Source organism: Mycetocola reblochoni REB411 (genome assembly GCF_900163835.1).
GTDB classification, from domain to species: Bacteria; Actinomycetota; Actinomycetes; order Actinomycetales; family Microbacteriaceae; genus Mycetocola_B; species Mycetocola_B reblochoni.
On sequence record NZ_FUKR01000022.1, the window covers coordinates 21,951 to 46,590 of the forward strand.

General features: G+C 73.2%; 22 protein-coding genes. 8 read left to right on the forward strand and 14 right to left on the reverse strand.

The window, feature by feature from the left end; genetic code table 11:
* Positions 1-5: 5 nt before the first annotated feature.
* Positions 6-1,085 (reverse strand): zinc-binding alcohol dehydrogenase family protein, encoded by a 1,080-nt coding sequence (locus FM119_RS03370; protein WP_087136281.1) that lies wholly within the window; start codon positions 1,083-1,085, stop codon positions 6-8.
* Between the two features lie 255 nt (positions 1,086-1,340).
* Between FM119_RS03370 and FM119_RS03375 the strand changes: the two genes are divergently transcribed.
* The gene (locus FM119_RS03375) at positions 1,341-2,366 is read left to right on the forward strand and encodes an LLM class flavin-dependent oxidoreductase (RefSeq protein ID WP_087136282.1); all 1,026 of its coding nucleotides are present in this window, start codon (positions 1,341-1,343) and stop codon (positions 2,364-2,366) included.
* 44 nt (positions 2,367-2,410) lie between these two features.
* Here the strand turns inward: FM119_RS03375 and FM119_RS14355 are convergent, their stop codons facing one another.
* From FM119_RS14355 to FM119_RS03390, 3 genes are all read right to left on the reverse strand, one after another.
* Positions 2,411-3,694, reverse strand: coding sequence for a gamma-glutamyl-gamma-aminobutyrate hydrolase family protein (locus FM119_RS14355; RefSeq protein ID WP_087136283.1), 1,284 nt, complete (start codon positions 3,692-3,694; stop codon positions 2,411-2,413).
* A gap of 121 nt (positions 3,695-3,815) precedes the next feature.
* Positions 3,816-5,135 carry an NtaA/DmoA family FMN-dependent monooxygenase gene (locus FM119_RS03385; protein WP_087136284.1) on the reverse strand — a complete coding sequence of 440 codons (1,320 nt, stop codon included), beginning with the start codon at positions 5,133-5,135 and terminating at the stop codon, positions 3,816-3,818.
* A gap of 45 nt (positions 5,136-5,180) precedes the next feature.
* The gene (locus FM119_RS03390) at positions 5,181-5,597 is read right to left on the reverse strand and encodes a pyridoxamine 5'-phosphate oxidase family protein (protein WP_087136285.1); all 417 of its coding nucleotides are present in this window, start codon (positions 5,595-5,597) and stop codon (positions 5,181-5,183) included.
* A gap of 114 nt (positions 5,598-5,711) precedes the next feature.
* Between FM119_RS03390 and FM119_RS03395 the strand changes: the two genes are divergently transcribed.
* The 3 genes from FM119_RS03395 (at position 5,712) to FM119_RS03405 (ending at position 8,555) form a co-directional block, all read left to right on the forward strand.
* Complete coding sequence (locus FM119_RS03395) at positions 5,712-6,347, forward strand: hypothetical protein (protein WP_087136286.1); 636 nt, start codon at positions 5,712-5,714, stop codon at positions 6,345-6,347.
* 340 nt (positions 6,348-6,687) lie between these two features.
* Positions 6,688-7,314 carry a copper chaperone PCu(A)C gene (locus FM119_RS03400; RefSeq protein ID WP_087136287.1) on the forward strand — a complete coding sequence of 209 codons (627 nt, stop codon included), beginning with the start codon at positions 6,688-6,690 and terminating at the stop codon, positions 7,312-7,314.
* Positions 7,311-8,555, forward strand: coding sequence for a Dyp-type peroxidase (locus FM119_RS03405; protein WP_087136288.1), 1,245 nt, complete (start codon positions 7,311-7,313; stop codon positions 8,553-8,555). The genes FM119_RS03400 and FM119_RS03405 overlap by 4 nt, the downstream gene beginning before the upstream one ends.
* 18 nt (positions 8,556-8,573) lie before the next feature.
* Here the strand turns inward: FM119_RS03405 and FM119_RS03410 are convergent, their stop codons facing one another.
* The 7 genes from FM119_RS03410 to FM119_RS03440 form a co-directional block, all read right to left on the reverse strand.
* On the reverse strand, positions 8,574-10,337 hold the full coding sequence (locus FM119_RS03410; RefSeq protein ID WP_087136289.1) for an amino acid ABC transporter ATP-binding/permease protein: 1,764 nt from the start codon (positions 10,335-10,337) through the stop codon (positions 8,574-8,576).
* Positions 10,334-12,217, reverse strand: a complete 1,884-nt coding sequence (locus tag FM119_RS03415) for an ATP-binding cassette domain-containing protein (protein ID WP_087136290.1) — start codon at positions 12,215-12,217, stop codon at positions 10,334-10,336. The genes FM119_RS03410 and FM119_RS03415 overlap by 4 nt, the downstream gene beginning before the upstream one ends.
* The gene (locus FM119_RS03420) at positions 12,214-13,137 is read right to left on the reverse strand and encodes a 2-hydroxyacid dehydrogenase (protein ID WP_087136291.1); all 924 of its coding nucleotides are present in this window, start codon (positions 13,135-13,137) and stop codon (positions 12,214-12,216) included. The genes FM119_RS03415 and FM119_RS03420 overlap by 4 nt, the downstream gene beginning before the upstream one ends.
* Before the next feature lie 70 nt (positions 13,138-13,207).
* Positions 13,208-13,705 (reverse strand): septum formation family protein, encoded by a 498-nt coding sequence (locus FM119_RS03425; RefSeq protein ID WP_087136292.1) that lies wholly within the window; start codon positions 13,703-13,705, stop codon positions 13,208-13,210.
* Positions 13,706-13,799: 94 nt separating this feature from the next.
* Positions 13,800-15,107 carry an AI-2E family transporter gene (locus tag FM119_RS03430; RefSeq protein ID WP_245827242.1) on the reverse strand — a complete coding sequence of 436 codons (1,308 nt, stop codon included), beginning with the start codon at positions 15,105-15,107 and terminating at the stop codon, positions 13,800-13,802.
* 78 nt (positions 15,108-15,185) lie between these two features.
* Positions 15,186-16,562 (reverse strand): MFS transporter, encoded by a 1,377-nt coding sequence (locus FM119_RS03435; protein ID WP_087136469.1) that lies wholly within the window; start codon positions 16,560-16,562, stop codon positions 15,186-15,188.
* Between the two features lie 5 nt (positions 16,563-16,567).
* Positions 16,568-16,993 carry a MarR family winged helix-turn-helix transcriptional regulator gene (locus FM119_RS03440; protein WP_087136293.1) on the reverse strand — a complete coding sequence of 142 codons (426 nt, stop codon included), beginning with the start codon at positions 16,991-16,993 and terminating at the stop codon, positions 16,568-16,570.
* A 285-nt stretch (positions 16,994-17,278) separates the two neighbouring features.
* On the opposite strand from FM119_RS03440, the gene FM119_RS03445 reads away from it, so the two are divergent.
* Entirely contained in the window at positions 17,279-18,286 is a 1,008-nt protein-coding gene (locus tag FM119_RS03445) for an alpha/beta hydrolase (protein ID WP_087136294.1), read from the forward strand.
* Here FM119_RS03445 and FM119_RS03450 read toward each other — a convergent pair.
* Entirely contained in the window at positions 18,250-18,927 is a 678-nt protein-coding gene (locus FM119_RS03450; RefSeq protein ID WP_087136295.1) for a Pr6Pr family membrane protein, read from the reverse strand. The two genes, FM119_RS03445 and FM119_RS03450, sit on opposite strands and share 37 nt — an antisense overlap.
* Before the next feature lie 35 nt (positions 18,928-18,962).
* Here FM119_RS03450 and FM119_RS03455 point away from each other — a divergent pair, with 35 nt between their 5' ends.
* Both FM119_RS03455 and FM119_RS03460 read left to right on the forward strand, forming a co-directional pair.
* Entirely contained in the window at positions 18,963-19,835 is an 873-nt protein-coding gene (locus tag FM119_RS03455) for an alpha/beta fold hydrolase (protein WP_087136296.1), read from the forward strand.
* Between the two features lie 22 nt (positions 19,836-19,857).
* Positions 19,858-20,907, forward strand: coding sequence for a lipoate-protein ligase LplAB (locus FM119_RS03460; RefSeq protein WP_087136297.1), 1,050 nt, complete (start codon positions 19,858-19,860; stop codon positions 20,905-20,907).
* Between the two features lie 37 nt (positions 20,908-20,944).
* Here the strand turns inward: FM119_RS03460 and FM119_RS03465 are convergent, their stop codons facing one another.
* Together FM119_RS03465 and FM119_RS03470 are read right to left on the reverse strand one after the other, a co-directional pair.
* Complete coding sequence (locus tag FM119_RS03465) at positions 20,945-22,312, reverse strand: aminotransferase-like domain-containing protein (protein ID WP_218778716.1); 1,368 nt, start codon at positions 22,310-22,312, stop codon at positions 20,945-20,947.
* Between the two features lie 11 nt (positions 22,313-22,323).
* The gene (locus FM119_RS03470; RefSeq protein ID WP_087136299.1) at positions 22,324-22,776 is read right to left on the reverse strand and encodes an Lrp/AsnC family transcriptional regulator; all 453 of its coding nucleotides are present in this window, start codon (positions 22,774-22,776) and stop codon (positions 22,324-22,326) included.
* Positions 22,777-22,878: 102 nt separating this feature from the next.
* Here FM119_RS03470 and FM119_RS03475 point away from each other — a divergent pair, with 102 nt between their 5' ends.
* Positions 22,879-24,633 (forward strand): alpha-keto acid decarboxylase family protein, encoded by a 1,755-nt coding sequence (locus FM119_RS03475; RefSeq protein ID WP_087136300.1) that lies wholly within the window; start codon positions 22,879-22,881, stop codon positions 24,631-24,633.
* Positions 24,634-24,640: the final 7 nt, after the last annotated feature.

Sequence of the window (24,640 nt, forward strand, 5' to 3'; positions counted from 1 at the left end):
GAGGGTCAGGCCGGGGCGTGCGGAGAGTCGTCGGCCTCGGCGACGACGACCTTTCCGACCATGTGCCCCGACTCGACGGCGCGGTGGGCCTCGCGGAGGCTGGCCGCATCGAGCGGTGTGAGCGTCCGCGTCCGCGTGGTGCGGAGGCGACCGGCGTCGACGAGCCTCGCGATGCGTGCGAGCAGCGTGTGCTGCGCGATCAGGTCGTAGCCGTGGCGGGCGCGGGCGAACATGAACTCCCAGTGCCACGACAGCGACCGATCCTTCAGCGCCATGATGTCGAGGTCCCGTTCGTCGTCGATGGCGACGATCTCACCGAAGGGGCGCACCACCGTCGCGAACAGCGGGATCCGGCCCCTGCTCTGCGGTGTGAAGACGTAGTCCACCCCTCCGGGGGCGACGTCGAGGATGCGCCGGTCGAGGTCGGGCGCCGAGTGGTCGACGACCACGTGGGCTCCCAGCCGCTCCGCCCAGGCACGCGACTCCGGCCGGGAGGCGGTGGCGATCACCGTGACCCCGGTGAGCGCTGTGGCGAGCTGGATGAGGATCGAGCCGACCCCTCCGGCTGCGCCGAGGACGAGCAGTGTGCCGGTGGAGTCGGCGGTCAGCCCGAGCTTGTCGAACAGGGCCTCCCACGCGGTGATGCCGGTGAGCGGGAGCGCGGCGGCATCGGCGAAGCCCAGGGTCGCCGGCTTGGGCCCGACGATGCGCTCGTCGACGAGCTGCTGGCTCGCGTAGCTGCCGGGGCGGTCGAGGGCGCCGGCGTAGAACACCTCGTCGCCGGGGCGGAACAGCGTCACGTCCTCTCCGACGGCCAGGACGGTGCCCGCGGCGTCCCAGCCGAGCACCCGGTCGCGGCCGTCCGGGTTCGCCGAGGCGCGGACCTTCACGTCGACCGGGTTGACCGACACGGCGGCGACCTCGACGAGCAGGTCGTGCCCGGTCGGGGCGGCCGGCGCGGGGATGCGCGCGTCGACGAGGCTGCCCTCGCCGTCGAGCGGACCCCCCGCGCGGGACACCACCGTGGCGATCGTGGCCTGCCCGGCGTGCCCGGCCTGCCCGGCCTGCTGTGCTGCTGCCGACATGGGGCCCTCCTCGAGGTCGTGCAGCGGTGTGTGCTGCCGGGTGCGTCGTGTCTCGTGTTGAGCAAGTCTGGCGTGATCGTCATGCGGTGTGCCACAGCGCGTCACACATTTCCGAGGATGACGTGCCTGTGCCACTGTTGAGCCGGGAGCCCGCGGCCGTCCGCGATACTGCTCGCCGGACCCCGTCCCCGGCCACCGTGGCGGGCCGCGCGGCCCGGGACGGCCCGTCACCGCAACGAGCACGAGGAGCACGGCATGAGGTTCGGCTACTGGACCCCCATCTTCGGCGGCTGGCTGCGCAACGTCGCCGACGAGCAGACCCCCGCCACGGTCGAGCACATCATCCGCATCGCCAGGGCGGCGGAGGCCGGCGGCTTCGACCTCACCCTCGTGCCCGAGCTCAACCTCAACGACATCAGGGGCGCCGACGGCCCCGCCCTGGACGCCTGGACCGTCGCGATCGCCACGGCCGCCGTCACGGAGCGCATCGAGATCATGGCGGCGCTGCGCCCCAGCTACCACCCCGTCGCGCTCGCGGCCAAGCAGATCGCCACCATCCAGGACGTCGCCGCCGGCCGGTTCACCCTCAACGTCGTCTCCGCGTGGTGGCAGGAGGAGGCCAGGCAGTACGGGGTCGACTTCGCCAGCCACGACGACCGCTACGCCTACACGAGCGAGTACGTCGAGGTGCTGAGGGGGCTCTGGAGCCAGACGCCGTACAGCCACGAGGGGCGGCACTTCCGCCTCGACGGCACCCACCTGGAGCCGAAGCCGGTCCGTCAGCCGCTCATCTACGCCGGGGGTGAGAGCCCCGCCGGGCGCGAGGCCATCACGGGCTTCGCCGACGCGTACCTCACCCACGGCGGCACCGTGGACGAGCTGGACGCGAAGATCACCGACATGCGCCGCCGCCGGGCCGAGGCGGGGCGGGAGCCGTTCGAGCGCTTCGGCATGGCCGCGTTCGCGATCGTGCGCGACACGGAGGAGGAGGCCCAGGCGGAGCTGGAACGCATCACCGACGTGCGCAGCGGCGACGCGTATCACTCCTACCAGGACTTCGTGTCCAAGTCGCAGCTGGACACCCCGGTGAGCCTGCGCGACTACTCGGTGTCCAACCGGGGCCTGCGTCCCGAGCTGATCGGCACGCCGGAGCAGGTCGCGGCGCGCATCAGGGAGTTCGAGGCGGTCGGCGTCGACACGCTGCTGCTGCAGTTCTCGCCGATGCTGTCCGAGGTGGAGCGCTTCGCCGAGCAGGTCATCCCGCTCGTCCGGCGCAGCTGAGCAGCAGTCGGACGCGCGGCCGCATGATCACGACCGGCTGATCGCTAGCTCTCCGTCGCCGCAGCCCTGGCCCTGGCCCTGGCGATGATCGCGGCGATGACGTCGCCCTTCGCGTCGGCGTAGTCGTTGCCGTCCGCCCAGTCGCGTTCCATCAGCACGCGCTTCGTCGCCGCGTAGAGGGCGCGGTCGTCCGCGTCCGTGCGGAGGTGGTCCCTCAGCGTCAGGTACGCGGCGATCGCCGGGTCGCCGTCGGCGTACAGGTGCACGTGGACGTCGCGCTCCGGCGTGCGGACGAGACGGTGGCCGTGCTCGCGCACGCGCAGCTCGTAGCCGGCGGCGATGAGGGCGGTCAGGTAGTCCTCCTCCGCGGTGACGTCCGCCACGGCGACGACGATGTCGATGATCGGCTTGGCCGCGAGCCCCGGCACCGAGGTGGAGCCGATGTGCTCGACGGTGAGGGCACTCGGCCCGAGCGCGGACACGATCCGGTCACGGTGTGCGCGGAACAGCGTCGCCCGGGTTCCGTCGTCCTCGTGCAGCCGGTGCGTGAGCGGCTCCGGTCCGCCGACGAGCTCGAGCGCGGTCACATCGGGGCGGCGGGGGAGGGACGCGCCCGCGATCTGCCGCGCGAGGCGACGCAGCAGGGCGACGAGCCCGTCGACGTCGTCCGGGTGCTCCGGGTGCCACTGCACGGCGGTGACCGGCGCGGAGACGTGGCTGATCGCCTCGATGACGCCGTCCGCAGCGACCGCGTCCACCCGCAGCCCCTTGCCGAGCACGTCGACCGCCTGATGGTGGGTGCACAAGACGGCGCGCGCCGGGTCGACGTCGCCGCGCAGGGCGCTGCCCCGGGTGAGCAGCACCCGCGAGGACACGTACGGGCTCGGCGCGCCGCGACCGCCGCGGTGGGCCTCGGTGGTGTCCAGGTGCTGGACCAGCGTGCCACCGAGGGCGACGTTGACGATCTGCTGCCCGCGGCAGATGCCGAGCAGCGGCACGCCCTCCGCGACGGAGCGCCGGACGAGGGCAATGTGGGCCGCGTCCGCCTCGGGGTCGTGGGTGCCCTGCCCCTCGTAGCCGTCCGTGCCTCCGTACCGGCCGGGCTCGACGTCCTCGCCGCCCATCAGCACGACGCCGTCCGCGCGCTCGACCGCCGCGAGTGTCGTTGTCAGCGGCTGCTCGCCCGCCGCGACCAGCTCCGCCGTCCAGCCCAGCCGCTCGACGGCGGCGAGGGCGCCCGCGTTGAGCTCGTCGAGCTCGCGCTGGAAGCCGGGGTCGTGCGGGCGGTGCGTCCTCAGGTGGACGATCGCGAGGTGGGGGTGGCTCATGGCTGCTGTGCTCCGGGGTCGAACGGTGATGGACCCAGTGTCCCAGCATCGCGAGCACAGGGACGACGGCCTGGCGCGGCGTCGCGGCCGGTCGTCACGCCGCGGCTCAGGCCCGCCGGGGTCAGAAGTCTCTGAGGTTGCCGCGCAGTCCGCCGTCGCCGTACTCGCGACGGAGCACGCCCCGTCGGCGCAGCACGGGCACGAGCTCGTCGAGGTAGCGGTGCACGGTGACGGGGTGGAAGTCGCCGGAGAGCAGGAAACCATCGTTGTCGGCCTCCTCGCCGAGCTCCTCGATGGCGTCGGCGATCTCCTCCGCCGTGCCCACCAGCCCCGACCGGTCGCTGATCAGCCCGAGACGGGCGTGCTGGGCGAGCACCTCGCGCAGGGTGGCGTCCGCGGGGTCGTCGACGCGGCCGAGCAGACCGGCGATGCTGCCGCGCGAGACGTGGTCGCCGAACACCCCCGGGTCGAGGGGGCGGTCCAGGTCGAGCACGGTGAGGTCGGTCTCCAGGTCGCTGGAGTGGGCGAGGGCGATCCGGCGCAGGGCCGCGTCGTCGGGTGTGGCCGAGGCGGCGACGATGCGCTCCGCCTCCTCCCGGCTGGACACCACGACCGGCTTGAGAACGAGCAGGACGGCGACCTCCTCCGGGTCTCGCCCGTGGGCCGCCGCCGCGGCGTGCACGCGGGAGCGGTACTCCCGGATCCGGGCGGGGTCGAGCCGGGCGAGGGCGAGCTGCACGTCCGAGTGGGTCCCGGCGAAGTCGAGGCCGCGCGGCGAGCCGCCGGGGGAGACGATCACCGGGTCGCCCTCCGGCCGGGGGATCGCGTTGAGCGGTCCCTCGAAGCGGTAGTGCTCGCCGTCGTGGCGCACGGCGTCGAGCCGGGACGCGTCGGCGAACCGCCCGGACGCCGCGTCCTGAACGAGGGCTCCGTCGCGCCAGCTGCCCCAGAGCTCCCTGACGCCGCTCAGCCACTCGCCCGCCCGGTCGTAGGCGGCGTCGTGCGGGAGCGGGTCGAGCCCGAAGTGCCGGCTGCTGCCGACGTCGGTGACGATGTTCGCGCCCAGGCGGCCGTCGCTGAGGTGGTTGAGGGTGGCCAGCTGCCGCGCCGCCGTGTACGGCGGAAGCGACATCGGGTTGATCGTCGGCGCGATGCCGATGTGCTCGGTCGCGTCGAGCAGGTAGGGCGCCAGCATGAGCGGGTCGTGCTTCGGGCCGCCGTACGCCCGGTCGACGCGCAACGCGAGGGCGTCCGGATTGCCGAGGGAGAGGGCGTCCTCGACGACGACGAGGTCGAAGCCCGCGCGCTCGAGGTCACGGACGGACTGCTGGTAGAGCCGGGGCCTGGTCCAGTCGTCGCCCCAGTCGGCGGAGGGCTGGCCCCAGCCCTGCGGGCCGAAGCCGCGGGACAGGAACCAGCCGAAGTGCTGCATTCTGCTCATCGTGGGACCCTCGTCGTCGGGTGGTGGAGCGGGTGGCGCCGTGGGCTAGAGCTCGTCCGACGGCTCGTCGCCGAACGCGAAGCGACGGCCGCTCAGCGACTCGATGCCGATCGCGACGACCTGGGTCTTGACCGTCGGCACCCACGCGGTGATCGACGGCGCGGCGGCGAGCTCGGCCTCGGTCTCGAGCACGCGGGCCGTGCCCTTGACGACGATGCTCCATCCCTCGGAGTCCGTGTAGTCGTCGACCTCGAACGCCACAGCGGGGTTCACCACGGCGCCGAACAGCTTGGTGCCCTCGGCCGTACGGAAGAACAGCTCGCCCTCGCGCGCGACGAAGTTGACGGGGAAGATCTCGGGCTGGTCGGCGATGCTCACGGCGAGGCGCCCGAAGCGCGCGGTCGCCAGCAGCGCCCAGATGTCGTCGGTGTCCAGGACGGTGATCGGGTCGGAGGTGCTCATACCTCCTGTCTACTCCCCCTGGGGCGCGGAGACCAGAGCATGACGGCGGAAACGACCGCGTGGTCGGTCGGCCACGCGGTCGTCCGCGGCGAGGGAGTTTGCGATGATGGTCGCATGCGTTCCTCCCGCCTCAGCCGCACCGTGCGCGGCTCGGTGGCCGCGGGGGTCGCGACCTTCGTCGCGCTGATGTCCCATGTGGGCGCGGGCGGCGCGGTCCCCGGTGCGGGGGGCATCGCGGTCCCTCTCGTGCTCTCCGTCGTCGTCTGCGTTCTGCTGAGCGGCCGACGGCTGTCGCTGCCGCGGCTCTCCGTGTCCGTCGGGGTCAGTCAGCTGCTGTTCCACACCCTCTTCGTCCTCGGCTCGACCGGCACCGTCGCCGGGGCGGGCCACTCCGGCCACGCCGCGCACGCCCTCGGCGGCGTGGTGCTGCATCCGGACGCACTGCCCGTGTCGGCCGACGCCCTTCCGGCCCTCGCGATGTGGCTCTCGCACGCGGCGGCGGCCGCGCTGACGGTGCTCGCTCTGCACCGCGGTGAGCGCGCCTGGCTGCGCCTCGTGGACGGGGTCAGGCTCGTCGCCGTGCGGGTCGTCCGGTCCCTGGACGTGCACGTCGCCGTCGCCGTCCGCCCTCGGGTGTCGGCGGTCGTCGGGGCACACCCGCGACCGCTCATCGAGCGGGTCCCCGTCTCGGCGATCAGCCATCGCGGTCCGCCTCGCCGCGCGGGGGCGGTGCCCACGCGCGGGCTCTGACGCCAGAGCTCTGACGCGAGGGCTCTGACGCGAGGGGCCGGGCGCGCGTGCGGCGATGTCCGCTCGTCCGCTCGCCGTTCGCGTCGGTCGCGAGGGCGGTCGCAGCGCGGCCGGGCCTCGCGGGCGCGCTCGCATCGTCGTCGCCGTGTGCCGCGCGAGCTGCGTGCTCCCTACGACGCGCCCGCATGACGCGCCGCGCACCACGGTGCCGTGCTGACCTCCCGGGTCGCGTGCGGTGTTCCCGCGTTCCGCGTCGCGCCTCCGGCCCCGTCACGACCAGCGACCGGTCCCGACCGCCCCCACTCGATTCCTCAACCAGAACTCTCAGAAAGGCGCCACCATGCGCACCATCACCATCACCACCACCACAACCACCACCCCCGCCGCTCCCACGAACGGCACGCCCCGTCGCCGGTCACGGACGGCGCTGCTCGCCCCCGCGGGTGCGGCCGTCGCCGCCGTGCTGCTGCTCAGCTCGTGCAGCGCGGGCAGCGGCTCGCCCTCCGCCGACCCGAGCACGCCCTCCTCCTCGCAGGCGGAGGCGCTCGACGTCTCCGACGCCTGGGTCAAGTCGGCCGAGTCCGGCATGTCCGCCGCCTTCGGCGAGCTGAGCAACACCGGGGACACGGACATCACCCTCGTGTCGGTGACCACGCCCGCGTCGTCCGACGTCGAACTGCACGAGACCGTCGCCGACGAGTCGGGGACCATGGTCATGCGGGAGAAGGACGGCGGCTTCACCATCCCCGCGGGCGGCAGCCGCGTGTTGGAGCCCGGCGGCGACCACATCATGCTCATGGACCTGGCCGAGCCGATCCTCGCCGGCGACGAGGTGAGCGTCGAGCTGTCCTTCTCCGACGGCTCGGTCGCCGACATCACCGCACCGGTGAAGGACTACTCGGGCGCCAACGAGAACTACGACGGCTCCGACGGCGAGCACTCCGGCCACGACGGGCACGAGGGATGACCGGCGCCCGCGACGACACCGCGCCCCCCGCCCGCGTGCTCAGCCGGCGCCGGCTGCTGCTCGGCGGAGCGGCCGCCGGCCTCGGCGCGGCCACGGCCCTCGGCGCGGAGCGCGCGGTCGCGGCGATCGTCGACGCCGGGGCGACGACCGGGCCGGCACCGGAACAGCTGCACGGCGCTGAGACGATCCCGTTCCACGGCGCGCACCAGGCGGGGGTCACCACGGCGCCGCAGGCGCACGCCCGCTTCATCGCGCTCACGCTCCGCGACGACGTCGACCGGTCGGCACTGGCCCGGCTCATGCGTCTGCTCAGCGACGACGCCTCCCGGCTGACGGCGGGGACGGCGGCGCTCGCCGACTCCGAGCCGGAGCTCGCTGCGTTGCCGTCGCGGCTGACGGTGACCTTCGGCTTCGGGCCGCGCCTCGTCCGGATCGCGGCGGGGGAGTCGGCGGTCCCCTCCTGGCTGGGCCCGCTCCCGGCGTTCGGCATCGACCGTCTGGAGGAACGCTGGAGCGACGGGGACCTCCTGCTCCAGATCGGCGCGGACGACGGGGTCACCGTCTCGCACGCCGCGCGCATGCTGCTGAAGGACGCGCGCTCCTTCGCCACGGTGCGCTGGGTGCAGGACGGGTTCCGCAGGTCCCGCGGCTCGGAGCGCTCGGGAACGACCATGCGCAACCTGTTCGGCCAGATCGACGGCACCGTCAACCTCAGGGAGGGGTCGGCGGACGTCGACCGGCTGGTGTGGTCGGGGGAGGGCTGGCTCGCCGGGGGCACGGGCATGGTCGTGCGGCGCATCGCCATGAACCTGGACACCTGGGACCGGCTGGACCGCGGCGGACGCGAGCAGTCGGTCGGGCGCACGCTCGACACCGGCGCGCCGCTCACGGGGACGAGGGAGCACGACGAGCCGGACTTCGCCGCGACCAGTGCCGCGGGCTTCCCCGTGATCCCCGAGTTCTCCCACATGCGCCGGGCCCGCTCCGACGACCCGGACGAGCGGATCCTCCGCCGCGGCTACAACTACGAGCAGGCGCCATCGGGGGACGAGGTGTCGGACGCCGGGCTGCTGTTCGTCTCGTACCAGGCCGACGTGTCCGCGCAGTTCGTGCCGATCCAGCGCCGGCTGGACGAGCTGGACCTGCTCAACGAGTGGACCACGCCGATCGGCTCGGCCGTCTTCGCCGTGCCGCCCGGCTGCGCGGAGGGAGGCTTCGTGGGGGAGGGGATCCTCTCCTGAGCGGTCCGCGCCCGGCGCTCAGCCCATCCGCCGGCTGAGCAGCCGGGCGAAGGGGCCGTCGCCGGCGGCCAGCACGGCGGGGTCCCCGTGCTCGACGACCCGTCCGGCGTCGAGCACGAGGACGCCGTCGGCGTCCAGCACCCGCTCGATGCGGTGCGTGACCTCGAGGACCGTGACCGATTCGGCCTCCGCCCACCGCTGCAGGCGACGGCGGAGCTCCGTCTCTGTCGCGTCGTCGAGCTGCCCGGTGGACTCGTCGAGCACGAGCAGCTCGGGTGCCTCGACGACGCTGCGGGCGAGGGCCAGCCGCTGTCGTTGCCCCCCGGAGAGCGTGCGGCCGCCCTGCCGGATGGGCGTGTCCAGGCCCTGCGGCTGGCTGGCGAGCCAGTCGTCGAGGACGGCGACGCGGAGCGCGGCGAGCAGCGCCTCGTCGTCCGCGTCGGGGCTGCGGAGCCGCAGGGCCTCGCGCAGGGTGCCGCTGAAGATGTCCGGCCGCTGGCCGGTGAGGGCGATGCGTCGCCTGAGCCCGGCCAGCGGGAGTTCCCTGAGATCCTCGCCGTCGAGCAGGATCCGGCCGGTCGCCGGGTCGTACACGCGCAGCAGCAGCGCCAGGAGCGACGACTTGCCGCTCCCCGAGGCGCCGACGACGGCGTGACGGCCGCCGCGCGGCAGCTCCCAGGCCACGGCGTCGAGGATCGGCCGGCCGTCGAGGACGAGGGAGGCCCCGTCGACGGTGACGAGCGGCGCCCGCTCGCGCGTCTGCGTGGGTGTCCGCGTCGGTATCGGCGTGTCTGCGTGCTCCCGCGCCGCCTCCGGGCGCGCATCTGTGACCGCAGGGGGACGCTCCATCGCGGTGCGCAGGCGTGCGGCGGCGGCCAGGGACGCGCTGAGATCGGCGGCGAACCCGTCGACAGCCCTGCTCGGCCTGGCCACCCCGAGGGAGACGGCCAGGGCCAGGAACACCGAGGCCCCATCGATGCCCGCGGCGATCCCCAGTGCGACGACGGCGAGATGACCGGAGAGCTGGACGGCCTCGACCCCCGCGCCGCGGATCGCGCGGCGCGCGGCGATCGCGCGGTCGCTGTCCGCCGCCGAGTCGGCGAGGGAGGCGAGACGCCCGGCCTCGGCATCCTCGGCGCCCGCGGCCTGGATCTCGCGCGCGCCCTGCAGCTGCTCGCCGAGCCGCTGGGCGAGCGCCCCGGTCCGTTCGGCCAGCGCCGCGGTGTCGGCGGCGGTCCTCCGCGCTCCGAGCCAGGGGATGACGGCGACGACCAGCAGCCAGGCGATCAGGAGCGGCAGTGCCAGGAGAGGGGAGAGCGCGAGCGCCGTCCCCGCGACGGCGCCGAGGGGTACGACGACGGCGATCACCGCAGGGGGCAGGGTGTGGGCGAAGAACACCTCGACCCTGTCGATGTCCCTCGTCGCGATCCCGCTGAGCTCGCCGCTGCGGGCCGACGCCGCGATGGCGGGGGACTGCGGCGTCAGCGCCCGGAAGAACAGCACCCGCAGCCGGGCGAGCGCGCTGAACGCGACCCGGTGTCCGAGGTACTGCTCCAGGTACCTGGCGCCGGCCTTGACCAGGCTCGCCGCGACGATGGCGATGAGCGCCGGGACGGGCGAGCCGCCGCCGAGGACGGCGAGCAGCGCGCCGGCCGCGGCGAGCAGGACGACGACGCCGGTCGCGGCGTTGAGCACGCCGAACGCGGTCGCGGCGGCGAGGGGGGCCAGCAGGCCGCGGCACTGCCGGACCAGCCAGGCCGCGGTGCCGTGACGCGCGCTCATGCCCCGCCCCCGTCCGCATCCGCATCCGCATCCGCGCCGAGGTGCACGGTGCGGGTCCCGGCGCCGAGCACGCCGGGTCGGTGGGTGACGATGAGGGTGCTCCTGCCGGAGGCGAGCTCGGCGAGCGAGCGGCCGATCGCGGCCTCGGAGCGGAGGTCGACCTGCGAGGTGGGCTCGTCGAGCAGCAGCAGCGGGGCGTCGCGCAGCAGCGCCCTGGCGATGCTGATCCGCTGCGCCTGGCCGCCGGACAGGGCGAGCCCCCGCTCGCCGACGGGCTGGTCGAGTCCGTGCTCGAAGCCGCGGACCTCGTCGGCCAGTCGTGCGGCGGCGAGCGCGTCCCAGAGCCGGGAGTCGTCGGCGTCGGGTGCGGCGAGCCGGAGGTTGTCCGCGATGCTGCCGCTGAACAGTGTCGTCGACTGCGACACGATCGCCATGCGGGACGCCACCTCCGGCCTGCTGAGCGTGGCCAGGTCGACGCCGTCGATCAGCACGCTGCCCGCGCGGGGCGTGATCAGCTTCTCGGCCAGCGCCAGCACGGTGGACTTGCCCGATCCGCTCGGCCCGCGCAGCGCGAGGCGCTCGCCCCGCCCGAGGCGGAGATCGAACCCGGCGAGCACGGGCGGACCGCCCGGGTAGCCTGCGGTGACGTCGCGGAACTCGAGCGCCGCGGCTTCCCGATGCGTCCCCGGACGGGCGTCGGTGCCGGGCTCGGGTTGATCGGCCCGCCCCCGCTGCTCGGTCCGCGGGCGCGTGGTCCCGGCCGGGGCGTTCCCCGTCGGTTCGGCCCACAGCTCGGCGAGCTGGCGCTCGGCCGCCCTCCCGGTGACGCCGATGTAGAAGAACTGCCCGACCACCGAGACGGGGCCGGTCATCAGCACGGAGAGCAGCACGACCGCGACGGCCTGGCTCGTGTCCAGCCATCCCGCGGCGAGCCCCGCCGCCGCGAGCCCCGCGGCCGCGCAGGTGACGACGAGGCCGAAGGCGAGCTCGACCGCGAGGATCACCATCTGGTTCCCGGCGAGCAGACGCATCACCTGCTGCCTGTTCCGCTCGCCGAGCCGCTCGAGCGTGCGCCCCCTGCGCTCCGCCGCCCCGGCGAGGCTGAGCTCGCCGAGGCCCTGGACCGACTCGTAGAACGCGCCGGAGAGCTGACCCGCGCTGCGCCGGTAGCCGGCGCTGGCGGAGCGGAACAGCCGCTGCGAGCCGACGATGATGAGCGGGACGAGCGGGATGAGGACCGCGAGGATCAGGGCCACCGGCCAGCTCACCGTCAGCGCCATGACCAGCAGCACGACGACGGGGGCGGCGACCGCGGCGATGATCGGGCCGAAGAAGCCGGCGCGATACGCCGCGGCGCGCTCGCTCGCATCAACGACGGTGCGCACGAGTTCGCCGACGCTGCGGCGGTCGAGCAGCAGGGGGTTCCACTCGCCCAGCCGGGCGGCCGACCGCGTGCGCAGCCTGCTGCGTGCGGCGCTGCGCCCTCCGGCGACCCAGAGATCGGCCGCGAGCGTGCACGCCACCGCGACGAGCAGGAGCAGGGCGGCCAGACCAGGCGAGAACACGGCGCCTGCCGGGCCGGACGGCGTGAGGGCGGTGCTGCCGTCCGATCGCGGGCCCGGCGGCAGCACCGAGGCGACACCCGCGGCGAGTTGGACGAGCAGTACGGCCGTGGCCGCTGTCCCGGCGAGGCCGAGAAGCAGCGGACCGAGCCAGTCCCGTCGCGGGGTCTGGGAGGCGACGAGCGCGGCGACGGCCGGGTCGATCGGTTCGGCGCGGGCCCCGTGCGGGTGGGCCCCGTGCGGGTGGGCACCCGGGGGCCGCGTGCCCTTCTGGTGTGCCCCGTCGGCTCGTGCGCCGTGCGGGTGGGCCCCGCTCATGCTCCGATGACGATGTTCTCCGGCTCGTCTCCGGCGAGCAGACGGTCGATCTGGCGGCGGACGAGGGCGGCCATCCGGGGCAGCATCGCCCGCGTCAGACCGCCGACATGCGGTGTGATGAGCGTGCCCGGCGCCGACCACAGCGGGTGGTCGGCAGGGAGGGGCTCGGGGTCGGTCACGTCGAGGCCCGCGAGCAGGCGGCCGGAGCGGAGCTCGGCGACGAGCGCGTCGGTGTCGACGACGGGGCCCCTGCCGACGTTGATGACCGCGGCACCGTCGGGGAGCGCCGCGAGGGCGCCGGCGTCGACGAGGCGGCGGGTTCCGTCGGCAAGGGGGAGGGCGACGACGAGCAGGCTCGCTCCGGGGAGCAGGGAGTCAAGCTCGGACAGGGCGTGCACGCGTCCGCGCTCGTCGTCCCTCGCGGTCCGTGCCACGCGCGTCACCTCGACCTCGAACGGCGTGAGCCGGTCGGCGATGGCGTTGCCGACGCCGCCGGCGCCGAGGATCACGGCGTGGCGGTCGGCCAGCCCCGGCGCCCAGTGCTGGTTCCACTCGCCGCGGTCCTGGTCTCTGACACTGCCGGGCAGGTCGCGCAGGACGCCGAGGGCCAGAGCGAGGGCGATCTCGGCGGTCGCCGTCTCATGGACGGTCGCGGCGTTGGCGAAGCGCACCCCCGCGGGCAGGACGTCGGCGATGCCGTCCACGCCGATCGACTGCCCCTGCACGAGCAGCGGGGTCACCGCGGCGACGCGCTCGAGCACGCTCGTGCCCCCGATATATGGCGCGACCACGAGGTCGACGTGGGGTGCCGGGGGCGCGCCCTCGAGGTCCCACTCATGGAGCTCGACGCCCTCGGGGAGGGGCTGGATCGCCCGGGCGAGGCGCTGGTCGGGGACGCTGACGACGAGGGGGGAGCTCATACCTCGACGCTAGCACCGCGTCCGCCCCCGCGGCAGCGCGGGCGGACGGGCCGGCGGGAGGACTCCGGGATCAGGAGCGGGCGCCCTCGACGCTGCCGGTGAGCTGATCCTGGCCGTAGACCAGGCAGAGGATCTCGTGGTCGCCGCCGTCCCAGCCCGCCTCCTGCGGGTACAGGTAGCTGTAGTCGAACTCGCTGTCGCCGTAGAGGGTGCCTACGAAGGTCTCGAACTCGTCGTGGCAGAAGTCGTCGGCCGTGGCGATGAGCTCGTCCTCGCCGGGGAAGTCGCCGTCGGGCAGCTCGGTGGCCGCGTAGGCCTCGTAGTCGTGGGGCTCGCTGCACGGCACGACCGGGACGGAGGTCACCTCGGAGGCGTCGATCTCGGTGAAGCAGTCGCCGACCGTCAGCGCGAAGACGTCGGCGTTGTCGGCGGCCTCGCTGATCTGGCCGCTGTCGTCGCGGACGGGCTCGGCGGAGGGGAGGAGGCCGGACAGCGCGCTGCACCCGGAGGTGAGGGCGATGATCGCGGCGGCGGTGACGGCGGTGAGCGTCAGGCGGGGGGTGTTCATCGGTGATCGCTTCTGTGAAAGAACGGGGACGCCTGAGATTATCGGCTCGCCGCGAGCCAGCCCAAGCCGCGCAGCCTCCCCCGTCCGGGTGGGGCTACCGTCCCTGCTCGTCCCCCTCGGCCGTTTGCCCCTCGCCGTCCGTCGCCTCGGGCGCGGGCGCGGCGACGTCCTTCTGCGGCGACCTCCCGGCGAGGGCGTCGACCTCCCTGGCCGCCTGCTCCCCGTCGCCGCTCATCCGGTCGAGGATCGTCGGGTTGGGGTCGACCGTCTTCGAGTCCTGCAGGGGGAACACGACCTTCTGGATGATGATGATGACGCTGGCCGCGACGGGGATGGCGACGAGTGCGCCGAGGATCCCGCCGATCGCGCCGCCGGCGACGGCAGCGATGACGACGATGGCTCCGGGCACCGCGACGGCCTTCGACATGATGCGGGGGCTGAGGACGTAGGCCTCGATCTGCATGTAGACGAGGTAGTAGATCGCCGCGATGAGCGCGGTCTGCGGCGAGCTGACCAGGCAGCTCAGCGCGATGATCACGGAGGCGCTCAGGGTGCCGACGAGGGGGATCATCGACCCGAAGAACGCCACGAAGGCCAGCAGGTAGGGGACGGGTCCGCCGATCACGGTCATGAGGATCAGAGTGAGGACGCCGTTGATGGCGGCGAGGGAGACCTGGCCGACGACGTAGCGCCCCACCGCCCCGGTGATCGACTCGGTGACGTGGGCGAAGCTCTCGCGCTCGTAGGCGGGGATGAGACGGAACAGCACGGCCTTCATCGAGCGCAGCGAGGCGAGGAAGTACAGCGTGAGGATCGTGACGATCAGGGCGCCGGTGAAGCCGGAGGCCACGCCCGCGCCGACCGCGGCGACGCCGCCGCCGACGGCGACGAGGTTGTTGGGGTCCTGCAGGAACTTGACGCCCTCGGCGATGGCCTGGTCGATGTCGACGGTGCCGCCGAGCTGCTCCTGCGCCCACGCCACGACGGGGCTGTGCACGATGTTGTCGGCGATCTCGGGGAAGCTGGAGATCAGGCGCGAGGTCTGCTCGACGAGCACGGGGATCACGGCGAGCAGGATGCCGGCGACGAGCAGGAGCACGCCGAAGGCGACGACGACGATCGCCAGGCCGCGCTTCATCCGCCGCTCCAGCCAGGTGACGAGCGGGTCGAGCCCGAGGGCGAGGAACAGGGCGAGGCCGATGTACACCAGCACGGTGCTCAGCTGGGTGATGAGGCCGCCGAGCGCGAGTGCGACGAGCACGCCGATCGCGCCGAGCAGACCCGTCCGGAAGGGGCGGAGGCTGACGTGCTGCGCGACGCGGTTCTCGAAGTACTCCTGACTCCGGCTCGTGTCGGGCTCGGCGGGCGCGGCCTTCGGCGCCAGCAGTCGTCTTCTCAGCACGGTGTGCCCGTCCTCCCCGCGGTCCCCGCGGTGGGGTCCGTCACTCGGAGCCTATAGACCGCCGGCGTTGTCATCGAGTCACTCGCCGTTCACCCGCGACCGTGTCGGCTCGTGCGAGCGCCGCCCGCCGACGGGCGGCAGGGGCAGCGTGATCGGCGAGGTGAGCGCGACCGGCTCCGAGAAGTCCTCCGGCCCGAGGCCTGCGCCGGGCTCGCGCTGCGTCACGACGAGCCGCCAGCGGGACTCCGGCTGACGCCCGACGCTCATCCGCGAGGAGCCGAGCACCCAGGCGACCGCGATGCCCGCGGCGAGGAGGCCGGCGACCCCTCCGACGACGAGGGACCAGCGGGGGCCGAAGGCGTTGGCCACGGCTCCGACGATGGGTGCCCCGATGGGGGTTCCCCCCATGAGGATGGCCATGTACAGCGCCATCACCCTCCCGCGCACGGCGGGGTCGGTCGTGGTCTGGACCAGTCCGTTGGCCGTCGTCATCAGCGTCACCGTGCTGAAGCCGATGAAGACGAGCGAGAAGGCGAAGGTCCAGAACGTGGGCATGAGCGAGGCCGCGATCGCCGAGACGCCGAACCCCGCCGCGGCGAGCACGATGACCCGCATGCGCGCCGCGGAGCGCCGGGCGGCCAGGAGCGCGCCGGTGAGCGAGCCGATGGCGAGGATGGACGAGAGCAGCCCGAACTCGCCCGCGCCCCGGCCGAACTCGACGGCCATGGTCGAGGCGAAGATCGGGAAGTTCATCCCGAAGGCGCCGATGAGGAACACGATGCTGAACACGACGATCAGGTCGGGGCGGCCGGCGACGTACCGGAACCCCTCGACGATGTCGCCCCGGCGCCGGGTCGCGGTGGGGAACACCCGTAGCTGGGAGGTCTTGAGCATCGACAGCGCCACGAGGACAGCGATGAAGGTGGCCGAATTGACGATGAACACCCATCCGGCGCCGATGCCGACGATGAGCACCCCGGCGACGGCCGGTCCGATCAGCCGGGCGCTGTTGAACGACGCCGCGTTGAGCGCGACCGCGTTGGTCATGTTGTGGTCGGAGACGAGCTCGGCCACGAAGGTCTGACGGGCGGGCGAGTCGACCGCGTTGATGATGCCGAGCAGGAGGGCGAAGAGGTAGAGATGCCAGAGCTCGGCGTGCCCGAACAGCAGGAGGCAGCCGAGCGCGATCGCGAGCAGCATGAGCGCGCTCTGCGTGCAGAACAGGATGGTGCGCTTGTTGAACCGGTCGGCGATGAGCCCGGTGATGGGCACGAGGACGAGCTGGGGTCCGAACTGCAGCGCCATGGTCGCGCCGACCGCGACGGCGTCGTTGTCGGTGAGGTCGGTCAGGACCACCCAGTTCTGGGTGGTGGCCTGCATCCACGCGCCGATGTTGGACACGAGCGCGCCGATGAACCAGACCCGGTAGTTGTACCCGCGCAGCGAGCGGAACATGGCGCTCACTGGCCGGCCATCCTCACCATGAGGGCGGCGGCGTCGCGCAGGGTGGCCTGCTCGTCGCCGCTCAGGCCGGTGACGCTGCGGCGCAGCCAGGCGTCGCGGCGCTGGACGGTGTCGGTCACGACCGTCGTCCCCGCCTCGGTCAGCGTGATGCTGACGCGGCGGCGGTCGGCGTCGTCGCCCGTGCGGGTCAGGTAGCCGGCGTCGCTCAGGCAGTTGACCGTGCGGTTCATCGAGGGCGCGGAGACGTGCTCGCGCTCGGCGAGCTGGCCGAGGGACAGTGGGCCGTCGGTGGTCAGGTGGACGAGGACGGAGAACTGCGCGTCGCTCAGCTCGTCATCCGCCTTCTCGGCCCTGAGCCGGCGTGCGAGGCGGAAGGTGGCGACGCGGACGGACGAGGCGAGGTCGTTCTGAGGAGGGGGCATTAGTTAGTTAGCCTAGCAAAGCATCTTCCGGAGCGACAGCGCGGCGAGCCGCGCGGATAGTGTTGTACCGGCATCGCACGGCGGTGCCGCGGACGCCGTTCCCGCGATCAGGGACACGGGGCCGGCCGGACCGGAACGGACACGGGGGATCGCGTGGGGTCGTCGTCGTGGTCGTCGTGGTCGTCGTGGTCGTCGTGGTCATCGCGGTCGTCGCGAACCGGCGCGGGCCGCCTCCCCGCCGGGGGACGGGGCGCACGGTCGTCGGCGAGGCGAGGAGCGGTCGCCGTGACCGCCGCCGTGATCGTCGCCGGCTGCGTCGGCGTCGGCCTCGCGCTGTCGCGGACGACCGTCGCGTCCTCCGCCCTCGCGGCGCGCCGCCACCTGGACAGGGGCGCGCGCCGGGCGCTCGGGGTGATGGCGCGGTACGCGCCCCCTTCCGCGGCGACCGAGCACATCGGCGTGCCGATCGGCGAGGCCGCGATGGACGTCTACCTGCCCGAGCAGGCGTCAGCGGGCACGCCCGTGCCCGTCGTCGTCTGGGTGCACGGCGGCGCGTGGATCTCCGGCAGATCCGCCGACGTCGCCCCCTACCTCCGACTGCTCGCGCGCGAGGGCTACGCGGCCGTCGCCGTCGACTACACGGTCGCGCCGGAGGCCGCCTACCCGACGCCGCTGCACGAGGTCGATGCGGCGCTGGCCGCCCTCGTGGCGCACGCCGACGAGTGGGGTGTCGACCCCTCGCGCATCGTGCTGGCGGGGGACTCCGCCGGCGCGCAGATCGTGACGCAGGCGCTGACCCTCATCCTGGAGCCCGCACGCGCGGAGGCCCTCGGGATCGCACCCGTTGTCGCGCCGTCCGACATCCGCGGCCTCATCGTCCACAGCGGCGTGTTCGACATCGCCGGCCTCGCTGTGGAGAGGGGTCTGCTCGCCCGCGGCCTCAACGCCGCCGTATGGGCCTACACCGGCGCCGCGGACTGGGCCACGCTGCCCCGGCTGTCCGGACTGAGCGTCACGGCGGCCGTCAGCGGAGCGTTCCCTCCCGTCCTCGTCTCCGGCGGCGACGCCGACCCGTTGACGGCACGGCAGTCGCACCCGTTCCGCGACGCGCTGGAGGCGGCGGGCGTCCCCGTCACGGCCCTGTTCTGGGAGCGGACGCGCCCGCGGCTCGGCCACGAGTACCAGTTCGACCTGGACCGCCCCGAGGCCAGGCGCACGCTCGCGGCCACGATCTCCTTCCTCGGCGAGGTGACCGCTCAGGGGGACGGCGCCGGGGCGGCGTCGGCCGGGTGAGCCCGCTCGGCCGACAGGCCCGGCAGCCGGCTCGCGCCCCACACCGCTGACCCCGCGACCAGGAGCGCCGCGAGCAGCCCCGACACGTGCAGCGCCAGTGACGTCGCCCCGCGCTCGGGCAGCAGGAAACCGTACGGAACCCAGCCGTCGGTCGCGCCGCGCACGAGCGTGACCGCCAGCCAGAGCAGCGGGTACGGGAGCACGACCCACAGCCGCGACCACGGCAGGCGGGGTCGGTCGCCGACGAACAGCCAGTCCAGGAGCGCGATCGCGGGGAACGCTCCGTGCAGCACGACGCTCACCCACGGCGGTGCCGAGCCGGTCCCGGGCACGAGGACGTTGTACACGACGGCGACGATGATCAGGCAGCTCGTCGCGACCGCGCGGCAGAGCGTGAGCCACGGCGGCGCCGGTCGACGGGCCAGCCCCGCCGTCCCCGTCAGGATGAGGATGATGGCGGCGAGCAGGCTCGTCAGGTTGGTGAAGTAGCCGAAGAAGTCGATCGGGCTCGCCTCGCCGCCCGCGCGGGCCAGGCCGTAGGTGAGCAGGAGGATGGCGATGACCGCCGCCCCGACGAGGACACGCGTGAGGGCGACGGCGGGCGGGGCGCTCGCCGGAGCGGCACCGACGGGGGAACGCATACGGTCAGCGTAGCTGCGCGCGCTAGCCTGGGCGTATGAGCCAGGCAGCGCCGTCAGCCTCAGGGCACCGGGTGGTCACCGATCGCGACGGTGTGCCGATCGTCCTCCACGAGTGGCCCGTCGACCGGCCGACAGCCCTCGTCCACATCGTCCACGGCGTCGGCGAGCACGCGGCCAGGTACGCCCCGCTCGCGGCCGCGCTCAACGCGGCCGGGTACGCCGTCGTCGCCGACGACCACAGGGGTCACGGCGAGACGGGCCTCCGCAGCGGAGGGCTCGGCGTCCTCGGGCCCGGCTCGGTCGCCGGAGCGATGGACTCCGTGCAGCACGTCGGCGAGCGGCTCGTCGCCGAGTCGGGCGACACCCCCGTGGTGCTGCTCGGCCACAGCTGGGGCTCGCTCATGGCGCAGAAGATCGTCGCGCGCACGCCGCTCTACGACGGCGTCGCGCTCAGCGGGACGTCGCTCGCGATCCCAGGGCTGATGACGGTCGGCGACCTCAACCGTCCGTGGCGCTCCGCCGATGCCAGCGGTCTGGAGTGGCTGTCGCGCTCGGAGGAGGCCAGGCGCGCCTTCGCGGCCGACCCGCTCTGCTTCGACATCGCCGAGACGCCCGTCTGGACGCCGCTGCAGGCGCTCGCGCTGCTGGGGCGCCCGCCCCGGCAGCTGCCCAGGCGGATCCCGATCCTCATCCAGGGCGGTCAGCACGACAGTCTGGGCGGAGAGCGCGGGCTGCGCGCGCTGTACACGGCCTATCGGGAGCGCAGCGGCGCCACCGACATCGCGATCCGGGTCTATCCGGAGGCACGGCACGAGATCTACAACGAGCTCAACCGCGACGAGGTCGTCGGCGACCTCGTCGCCTGGCTGGACGGCCGCTTCGCCCGTCGCACGGCGCCTCGGGCCTAGGCGCGGCGCGTAGGCTGGGGGCATGCACGGCGAGTACAAGGTCCCTGGCGGCAAGCTGGTCGTTGTCGACCTCGACACCAGGGACGGGGTGATCGTCGACGTCCGGGTGGCCGGTGACTTCTTCCTGGAGCCGGACGACGCGCTCGCCGACATCAACGCGGCCGTCGAGGGACTGCCGGCGACGGCCGACGCGGCGACGATCGCCGCCGCCGTCCGTGCCGGTCTGCGGCCGGAGGCCACCCTGCTCGGCTTCAGCCCCGAGGCGGTCGCGACCGCCGTCCGCCGCGCGGTCACCGACGCGGCCGACTGGAGGGACTTCGACTGGGAGATCATCCACGAGCCCTCCGTGGAGCCGCGGCTGCACCTGGCGCTGGACGAGGTGCTCACCGAGTCGGTCGGCGCGGGGAGGCGAGGCCCGACGCTGCGCATCTGGGAGTGGGACGAGTCCGCCGTCGTGATCGGCAGCTTCCAGTCCGTGCGCAACGAGGTCGACCTCGAGCAGGCGCGGGCCCACGGCTTCGACGTCGTCCGGCGCATCTCGGGCGGAGGGGCCATGCTCATGGAGCGCGGCTCCGTCATCACCTACTCCCTGTATGTCCCCGCCGAGCTCGTGCAGGGTATGACCTTCGCCGACAGCTACGCCTACCTGGACGACTGGGTGCTCCAGGCGCTGACCTCCCTCGGCATCGCCGCCGAGTACAAGCCGCTCAACGACATCACGAGCCCCGGCGGCAAGATCGGCGGGGCCGCGCAGAAGCGCCTCGGCAACGGCGGCGTGCTCCACCACGTGACCATGAGCTACGACATGGACGGCGAGCTGATGGCGAGCGTGCTGCGGATCGGTCGCGAGAAGCTCAGCGACAAGGGGACGACGTCGGCCGCGAAGCGCGTCGACCCGCTGCGGAAGCAGACGGGGCTGAGCCGTGCCGAGATCATCGAGCGGATGCTCGACACCTTCCGCGGACTGACCGGCGCGCGCGAGGGGGCCGTGACCGCCGAGGAGCGGGCCGCGGCCGAGGGGCTCGTCGACAGCAAGTTCTCGACCGAGGCCTGGTTGAACCGGGTGCCGTAGGCGAAGCGCCCGCGGCCGCCGTCACTCGCGGCCGCCGTCACCCGCGGACGGCGTCGTCCCACGGGGTCGGCACCAGGCCGAGGCCGGCCAGCGCCGTGGCGACGTGCTCGGCGTCCTCCGCCGATCGCAGCTGCCCCGCCGTGACACGGACGAACGGTGCGCGCGGGGTGGCGGTGGCGGCGAAGGCCGATCCCGTGGCGACGCGCACCCCGCTCGCCGCCAGCTGCACGGCGGCGTCGCGCTCGTCGGGCACGGCGAAGACCGTGTTCACCCCGTCGCGGACGGGGACCGCGAGGCCCTGCCCGGCGAGGGCGTCGGCGAGCAGCCGCTGCCGGGTGCGGTAGCTGTCCGCCGCGAGCCTGACCTCGGCGACCGCGACGGGGTCGTGCAGCAGCTCGTTGAGGATGCTCTGCACCATGTGGCTCGTCCACGCGGGGCCGAGCGTGCGCCTGGCGGCGATGCGGTCCACGATGGCGGAGGGTCCGCCGAGCGCCGCGATGCGCAGGTCCGGTCCGTGGCTCTTGGAGAACGACCGGATCGTCACCGTCTGCTCGGGCAGCAGCCGGGCGAAGGTGAACGCCGGTGCCGCGCTGAGCGCGCCGTGGTGGTCGTCCTCGATGACGACGACGTCGGATCCGGCCCGGCGGATCGTGTGCGCCACGGCCTCGGCGCGCGCGGCCGTCATACTCACCCCGCTCGGGTTGTGCGCCCTCGGCTGCAGCAGCACGGCGCTCGGCTCGGCGCTGAGGGCGTGGGCGAGGCCGGTCACGGAGATGCCCTCGCCGTCGAGCGGAACCGCGACGATCTGCGCGCCGGCGAGCTCGAGCAGGTCGATGAACGGGGGGAACGTCGGATCCTCGACGACGACCCTGTCGCCGAAGCGCACGACGACGTCGAGGGTGCGGGAGAGGGCGTCGAGGGCGCCGTCGACGACGGTGAGCGAGCCGCGTCCGGAGGGCCACTCCGACTCGAGGGTCTCCCTGAGCGCCGGCATGACCGCGGTGTCGTGGTAGCTGGCGGTGCCCGCCCGCTCGGCGACGCGGCTGAGGGCCCGGCCGATGCTCGGCAGCAGCGCGGGGTCGGGGGTTCCGCGCGACAGGTCGATCCGGGTGGTCTGGGTGTGGCCGGACAGCTCGGCGTAGCGTCGCGGCTGCCAGCTCGGCGCCCTGTCGTGGACGAAGCTGCCGCTCCTGCCCCTGGAGGTGATCAGCCCCACCCCTGACAGTGCCTGCCAGGCGTGGCTGACCGTCGCCGGACTCACGCCGATGCGCGAAGCCAGCTCCCTGACGGTCGGCAACCGTTCTCCCGGTGCGATCTCGCCACCGGTGATGAGCCGCGAGATCGCGGCGGCGATGCCGGTCGGGCTGGTGTCGTCGATGGCGCGGGCGATGCGGTCGAGGGGCATGGGGTCTCCGATCATAGGAGCTGATGCTGTCGCCGAGTGATGAGCTTTCGGAGGACGATGGCGGTCTCTGTCCTCCTGATGCCGCGACAGAGCATGACCCGCTGGGTGATCAGGTAGACGTCGTCGGCGTCCTTGGCGACGATATCCAGGTGGAGGTCGCTGGAGCCGGCGACCGCGAGGCACTCGACGATCTCGGGGATCTCCGTGAGGTCAGCGACGGTACTCTCGAACTCTTCCTGATCGACTTCGGCGCGGACGATCGCGCGAAAGGGCAGGCCGAGCTTCTCAGGGGTGACGCGGGTCGAATGCGCGAGGAACACCGTGCCCGAGGCGAACCGCTCCAGGCGGGAGTGAACCGTTCCCCGTGCGATCCCCAGTGACTGCGCGATGAGCTGAACCGTCGCGCGCGGATCATCGTCCAGGAATCGGAGGATGCGGCGGTCGGTGTCGTCCAGTGTGCTCATACTGCACAAATTTACGTCATTGATTCGTAATAGTTGATCGTTGTGACCGCCTTGAAGCGGCTCTATTGACCACGAATTTGTCTTCGTGGTGATCTGGCGAGCATGACAGACCTCAGACACGCGACCGCCGAGTGCACGGTCGGTGAGTACCTCGCGGCCCGACTCGAACAACTCGGAACCCGTCACATCTTTGGACTGCCGGGCGATTTCAACCTCGCGCTCATCGATGAGATGCTGCGCGCGGGGGCGGTCGAGTGGGTGGGCTCGACGAACGAACTCAATGCGGCGTACGCCGCCGACGGCTATGCCCGCATCCGTCGGGGGCTCGGCGTGGTGCTGACGACCTTCGGCGTGGGGGAGCTGTCCGCTGTGAACGGTGTCGCCGGCAGCTACGCCGAGTCCGTTCCCGTTCTCCATGTCGTCGGTATGCCGTCGCGGTCGGTGGACGGGCAGCTCCTGCACCACACCCTGGCCGACGGTGACTTCACCCGGTTCGCGACGGTGGCCGAGCAGGTGACCGCGCGGGTCGTCGTCCTGGGCGGGGAACGCGCCGCGGAGGATATCGACTCCGCGCTCGAGCAGGCTGTCTCGGAGTCGCGACCGGTCTACCTGGGCGTGCCCAGCGACGTCGCCGTGTCGCGGGTCCCCTCTCGGCGCCTGGCGCGCCGGCTGCGTACCGGGGTGAGCGACGCTGATCAGCTCGCGAGCTTCCGCAGCCGGTTCCGCAGCCTGCTCGACGATGCGGGCGCAGAGGTGGCTGTCCTGGCGGGGGCGGGCGTGCACCGGGGCGGTGCGGAGGCCGCGATGCGGAGGATCGCGGCGCGCAGCGGGGTGTCGGTCGCGTTGCAGAGCACGGCGAAGACCCTGATCCGGCCGGGGACGAGGGGCCTTCTCGGCGTCTACGCCGGCGCGCACACGGATCGACCCGAGACCAGGACGCGGATCGATGAGGCGCCGTTGCTGGTGCTCGCCGGCGTGGCGATGACCGACTTCCTGACCGGCTTCTTCACTCACGGGTTTTCGGAGAACGACGCGATCGAGCTGGGCATGCAGGGCGTGCGCGTCGGGTCGGTCGTGTTCGATGGCGTCACGATGTCGGACGCCCTCGACGTGATCGACGCCGAGCTGACCGCGCGCGAGACTGTCGAGGGGGAGGGCGACGTCGAGAGCGGCGCCTCCGGCGGGTCGGGGGAGTCGTTCTCCTGCAGTTCCCCGGCGGGCCGCGACCGGGAGAGGCATGCGACTGCCTCCTCCGAGAGCGCGGTGCCACGGACGGATGCCGAGGGCGACGCGCCCCTTGATCACGCCGCGCTGTGGCCACGCCTCGAGGGCTGGATCCGGCCGAGAACCACGGTGATCGCCGAGGCGGGGACGGCGTTCTACGGTGCGGTCGGGATGGACCTCCCCGACGGCTGCGAATTCCTCGGTCAGCCGATCTGGTCGTCGATCGGCTACACGATCCCGGCGCTGCTCGGCTCCCTCGAGGCGGCTCCCGGCCGAGAGCACGTCCTGATCATCGGTGACGGCTCCGCGCAGCTGACCGTGCAGGAGCTGGGAACGATCCTCCACCGCGGACACGCCCCGACGATCTTCCTCCTCGACAACGACGGCTACACCGTCGAGCGGCTGATCAGAAGTCCCCGTGCCGTCTATCAGGACGTGCACCACTGGGACTGGGCCGCTCTGCCCTCCGCCCTCGGAGCGCCGGGTACGCGGACCGCGTCGGTCAGGACGATCGCCGAGCTCGAGCGGGCTCTCGCCGATGCGGATGGGACGGCTGCCACCTTCATTCACGTCGTCCTGCCCCGGATGGACGCGCCAGAGCTATTGACCAGGATCGCAGCAGGAGTCCGCTGATGCTCAG

Coding starts and splice junctions, on each gene's coding strand:
- FM119_RS03370 (WP_087136281.1), bottom strand. CDS start 1,085: ATGTCGGCAGCAGCACAGCAGGCCGGGCAGGCCGGGCACGCCGGGCAG.
- FM119_RS03375 (WP_087136282.1), top strand. CDS start 1,341: ATGAGGTTCGGCTACTGGACCCCCATCTTCGGCGGCTGGCTGCGCAAC.
- FM119_RS14355 (WP_087136283.1), bottom strand. CDS start 3,694: ATGAGCCACCCCCACCTCGCGATCGTCCACCTGAGGACGCACCGCCCG.
- FM119_RS03385 (WP_087136284.1), bottom strand. CDS start 5,135: ATGAGCAGAATGCAGCACTTCGGCTGGTTCCTGTCCCGCGGCTTCGGC.
- FM119_RS03390 (WP_087136285.1), bottom strand. CDS start 5,597: ATGAGCACCTCCGACCCGATCACCGTCCTGGACACCGACGACATCTGG.
- FM119_RS03395 (WP_087136286.1), top strand. CDS start 5,712: ATGCGTTCCTCCCGCCTCAGCCGCACCGTGCGCGGCTCGGTGGCCGCG.
- FM119_RS03400 (WP_087136287.1), top strand. CDS start 6,688: ATGCGCACCATCACCATCACCACCACCACAACCACCACCCCCGCCGCT.
- FM119_RS03405 (WP_087136288.1), top strand. CDS start 7,311: ATGACCGGCGCCCGCGACGACACCGCGCCCCCCGCCCGCGTGCTCAGC.
- FM119_RS03410 (WP_087136289.1), bottom strand. CDS start 10,337: ATGAGCGCGCGTCACGGCACCGCGGCCTGGCTGGTCCGGCAGTGCCGC.
- FM119_RS03415 (WP_087136290.1), bottom strand. CDS start 12,217: ATGAGCGGGGCCCACCCGCACGGCGCACGAGCCGACGGGGCACACCAG.
- FM119_RS03420 (WP_087136291.1), bottom strand. CDS start 13,137: ATGAGCTCCCCCCTCGTCGTCAGCGTCCCCGACCAGCGCCTCGCCCGG.
- FM119_RS03425 (WP_087136292.1), bottom strand. CDS start 13,705: ATGAACACCCCCCGCCTGACGCTCACCGCCGTCACCGCCGCCGCGATC.
- FM119_RS03435 (WP_087136469.1), bottom strand. CDS start 16,562: ATGTTCCGCTCGCTGCGCGGGTACAACTACCGGGTCTGGTTCATCGGC.
- FM119_RS03440 (WP_087136293.1), bottom strand. CDS start 16,993: ATGCCCCCTCCTCAGAACGACCTCGCCTCGTCCGTCCGCGTCGCCACC.
- FM119_RS03450 (WP_087136295.1), bottom strand. CDS start 18,927: ATGCGTTCCCCCGTCGGTGCCGCTCCGGCGAGCGCCCCGCCCGCCGTC.
- FM119_RS03455 (WP_087136296.1), top strand. CDS start 18,963: ATGAGCCAGGCAGCGCCGTCAGCCTCAGGGCACCGGGTGGTCACCGAT.
- FM119_RS03460 (WP_087136297.1), top strand. CDS start 19,858: ATGCACGGCGAGTACAAGGTCCCTGGCGGCAAGCTGGTCGTTGTCGAC.
- FM119_RS03465 (WP_218778716.1), bottom strand. CDS start 22,312: ATGCCCCTCGACCGCATCGCCCGCGCCATCGACGACACCAGCCCGACC.
- FM119_RS03470 (WP_087136299.1), bottom strand. CDS start 22,776: ATGAGCACACTGGACGACACCGACCGCCGCATCCTCCGATTCCTGGAC.
- FM119_RS03475 (WP_087136300.1), top strand. CDS start 22,879: ATGACAGACCTCAGACACGCGACCGCCGAGTGCACGGTCGGTGAGTAC.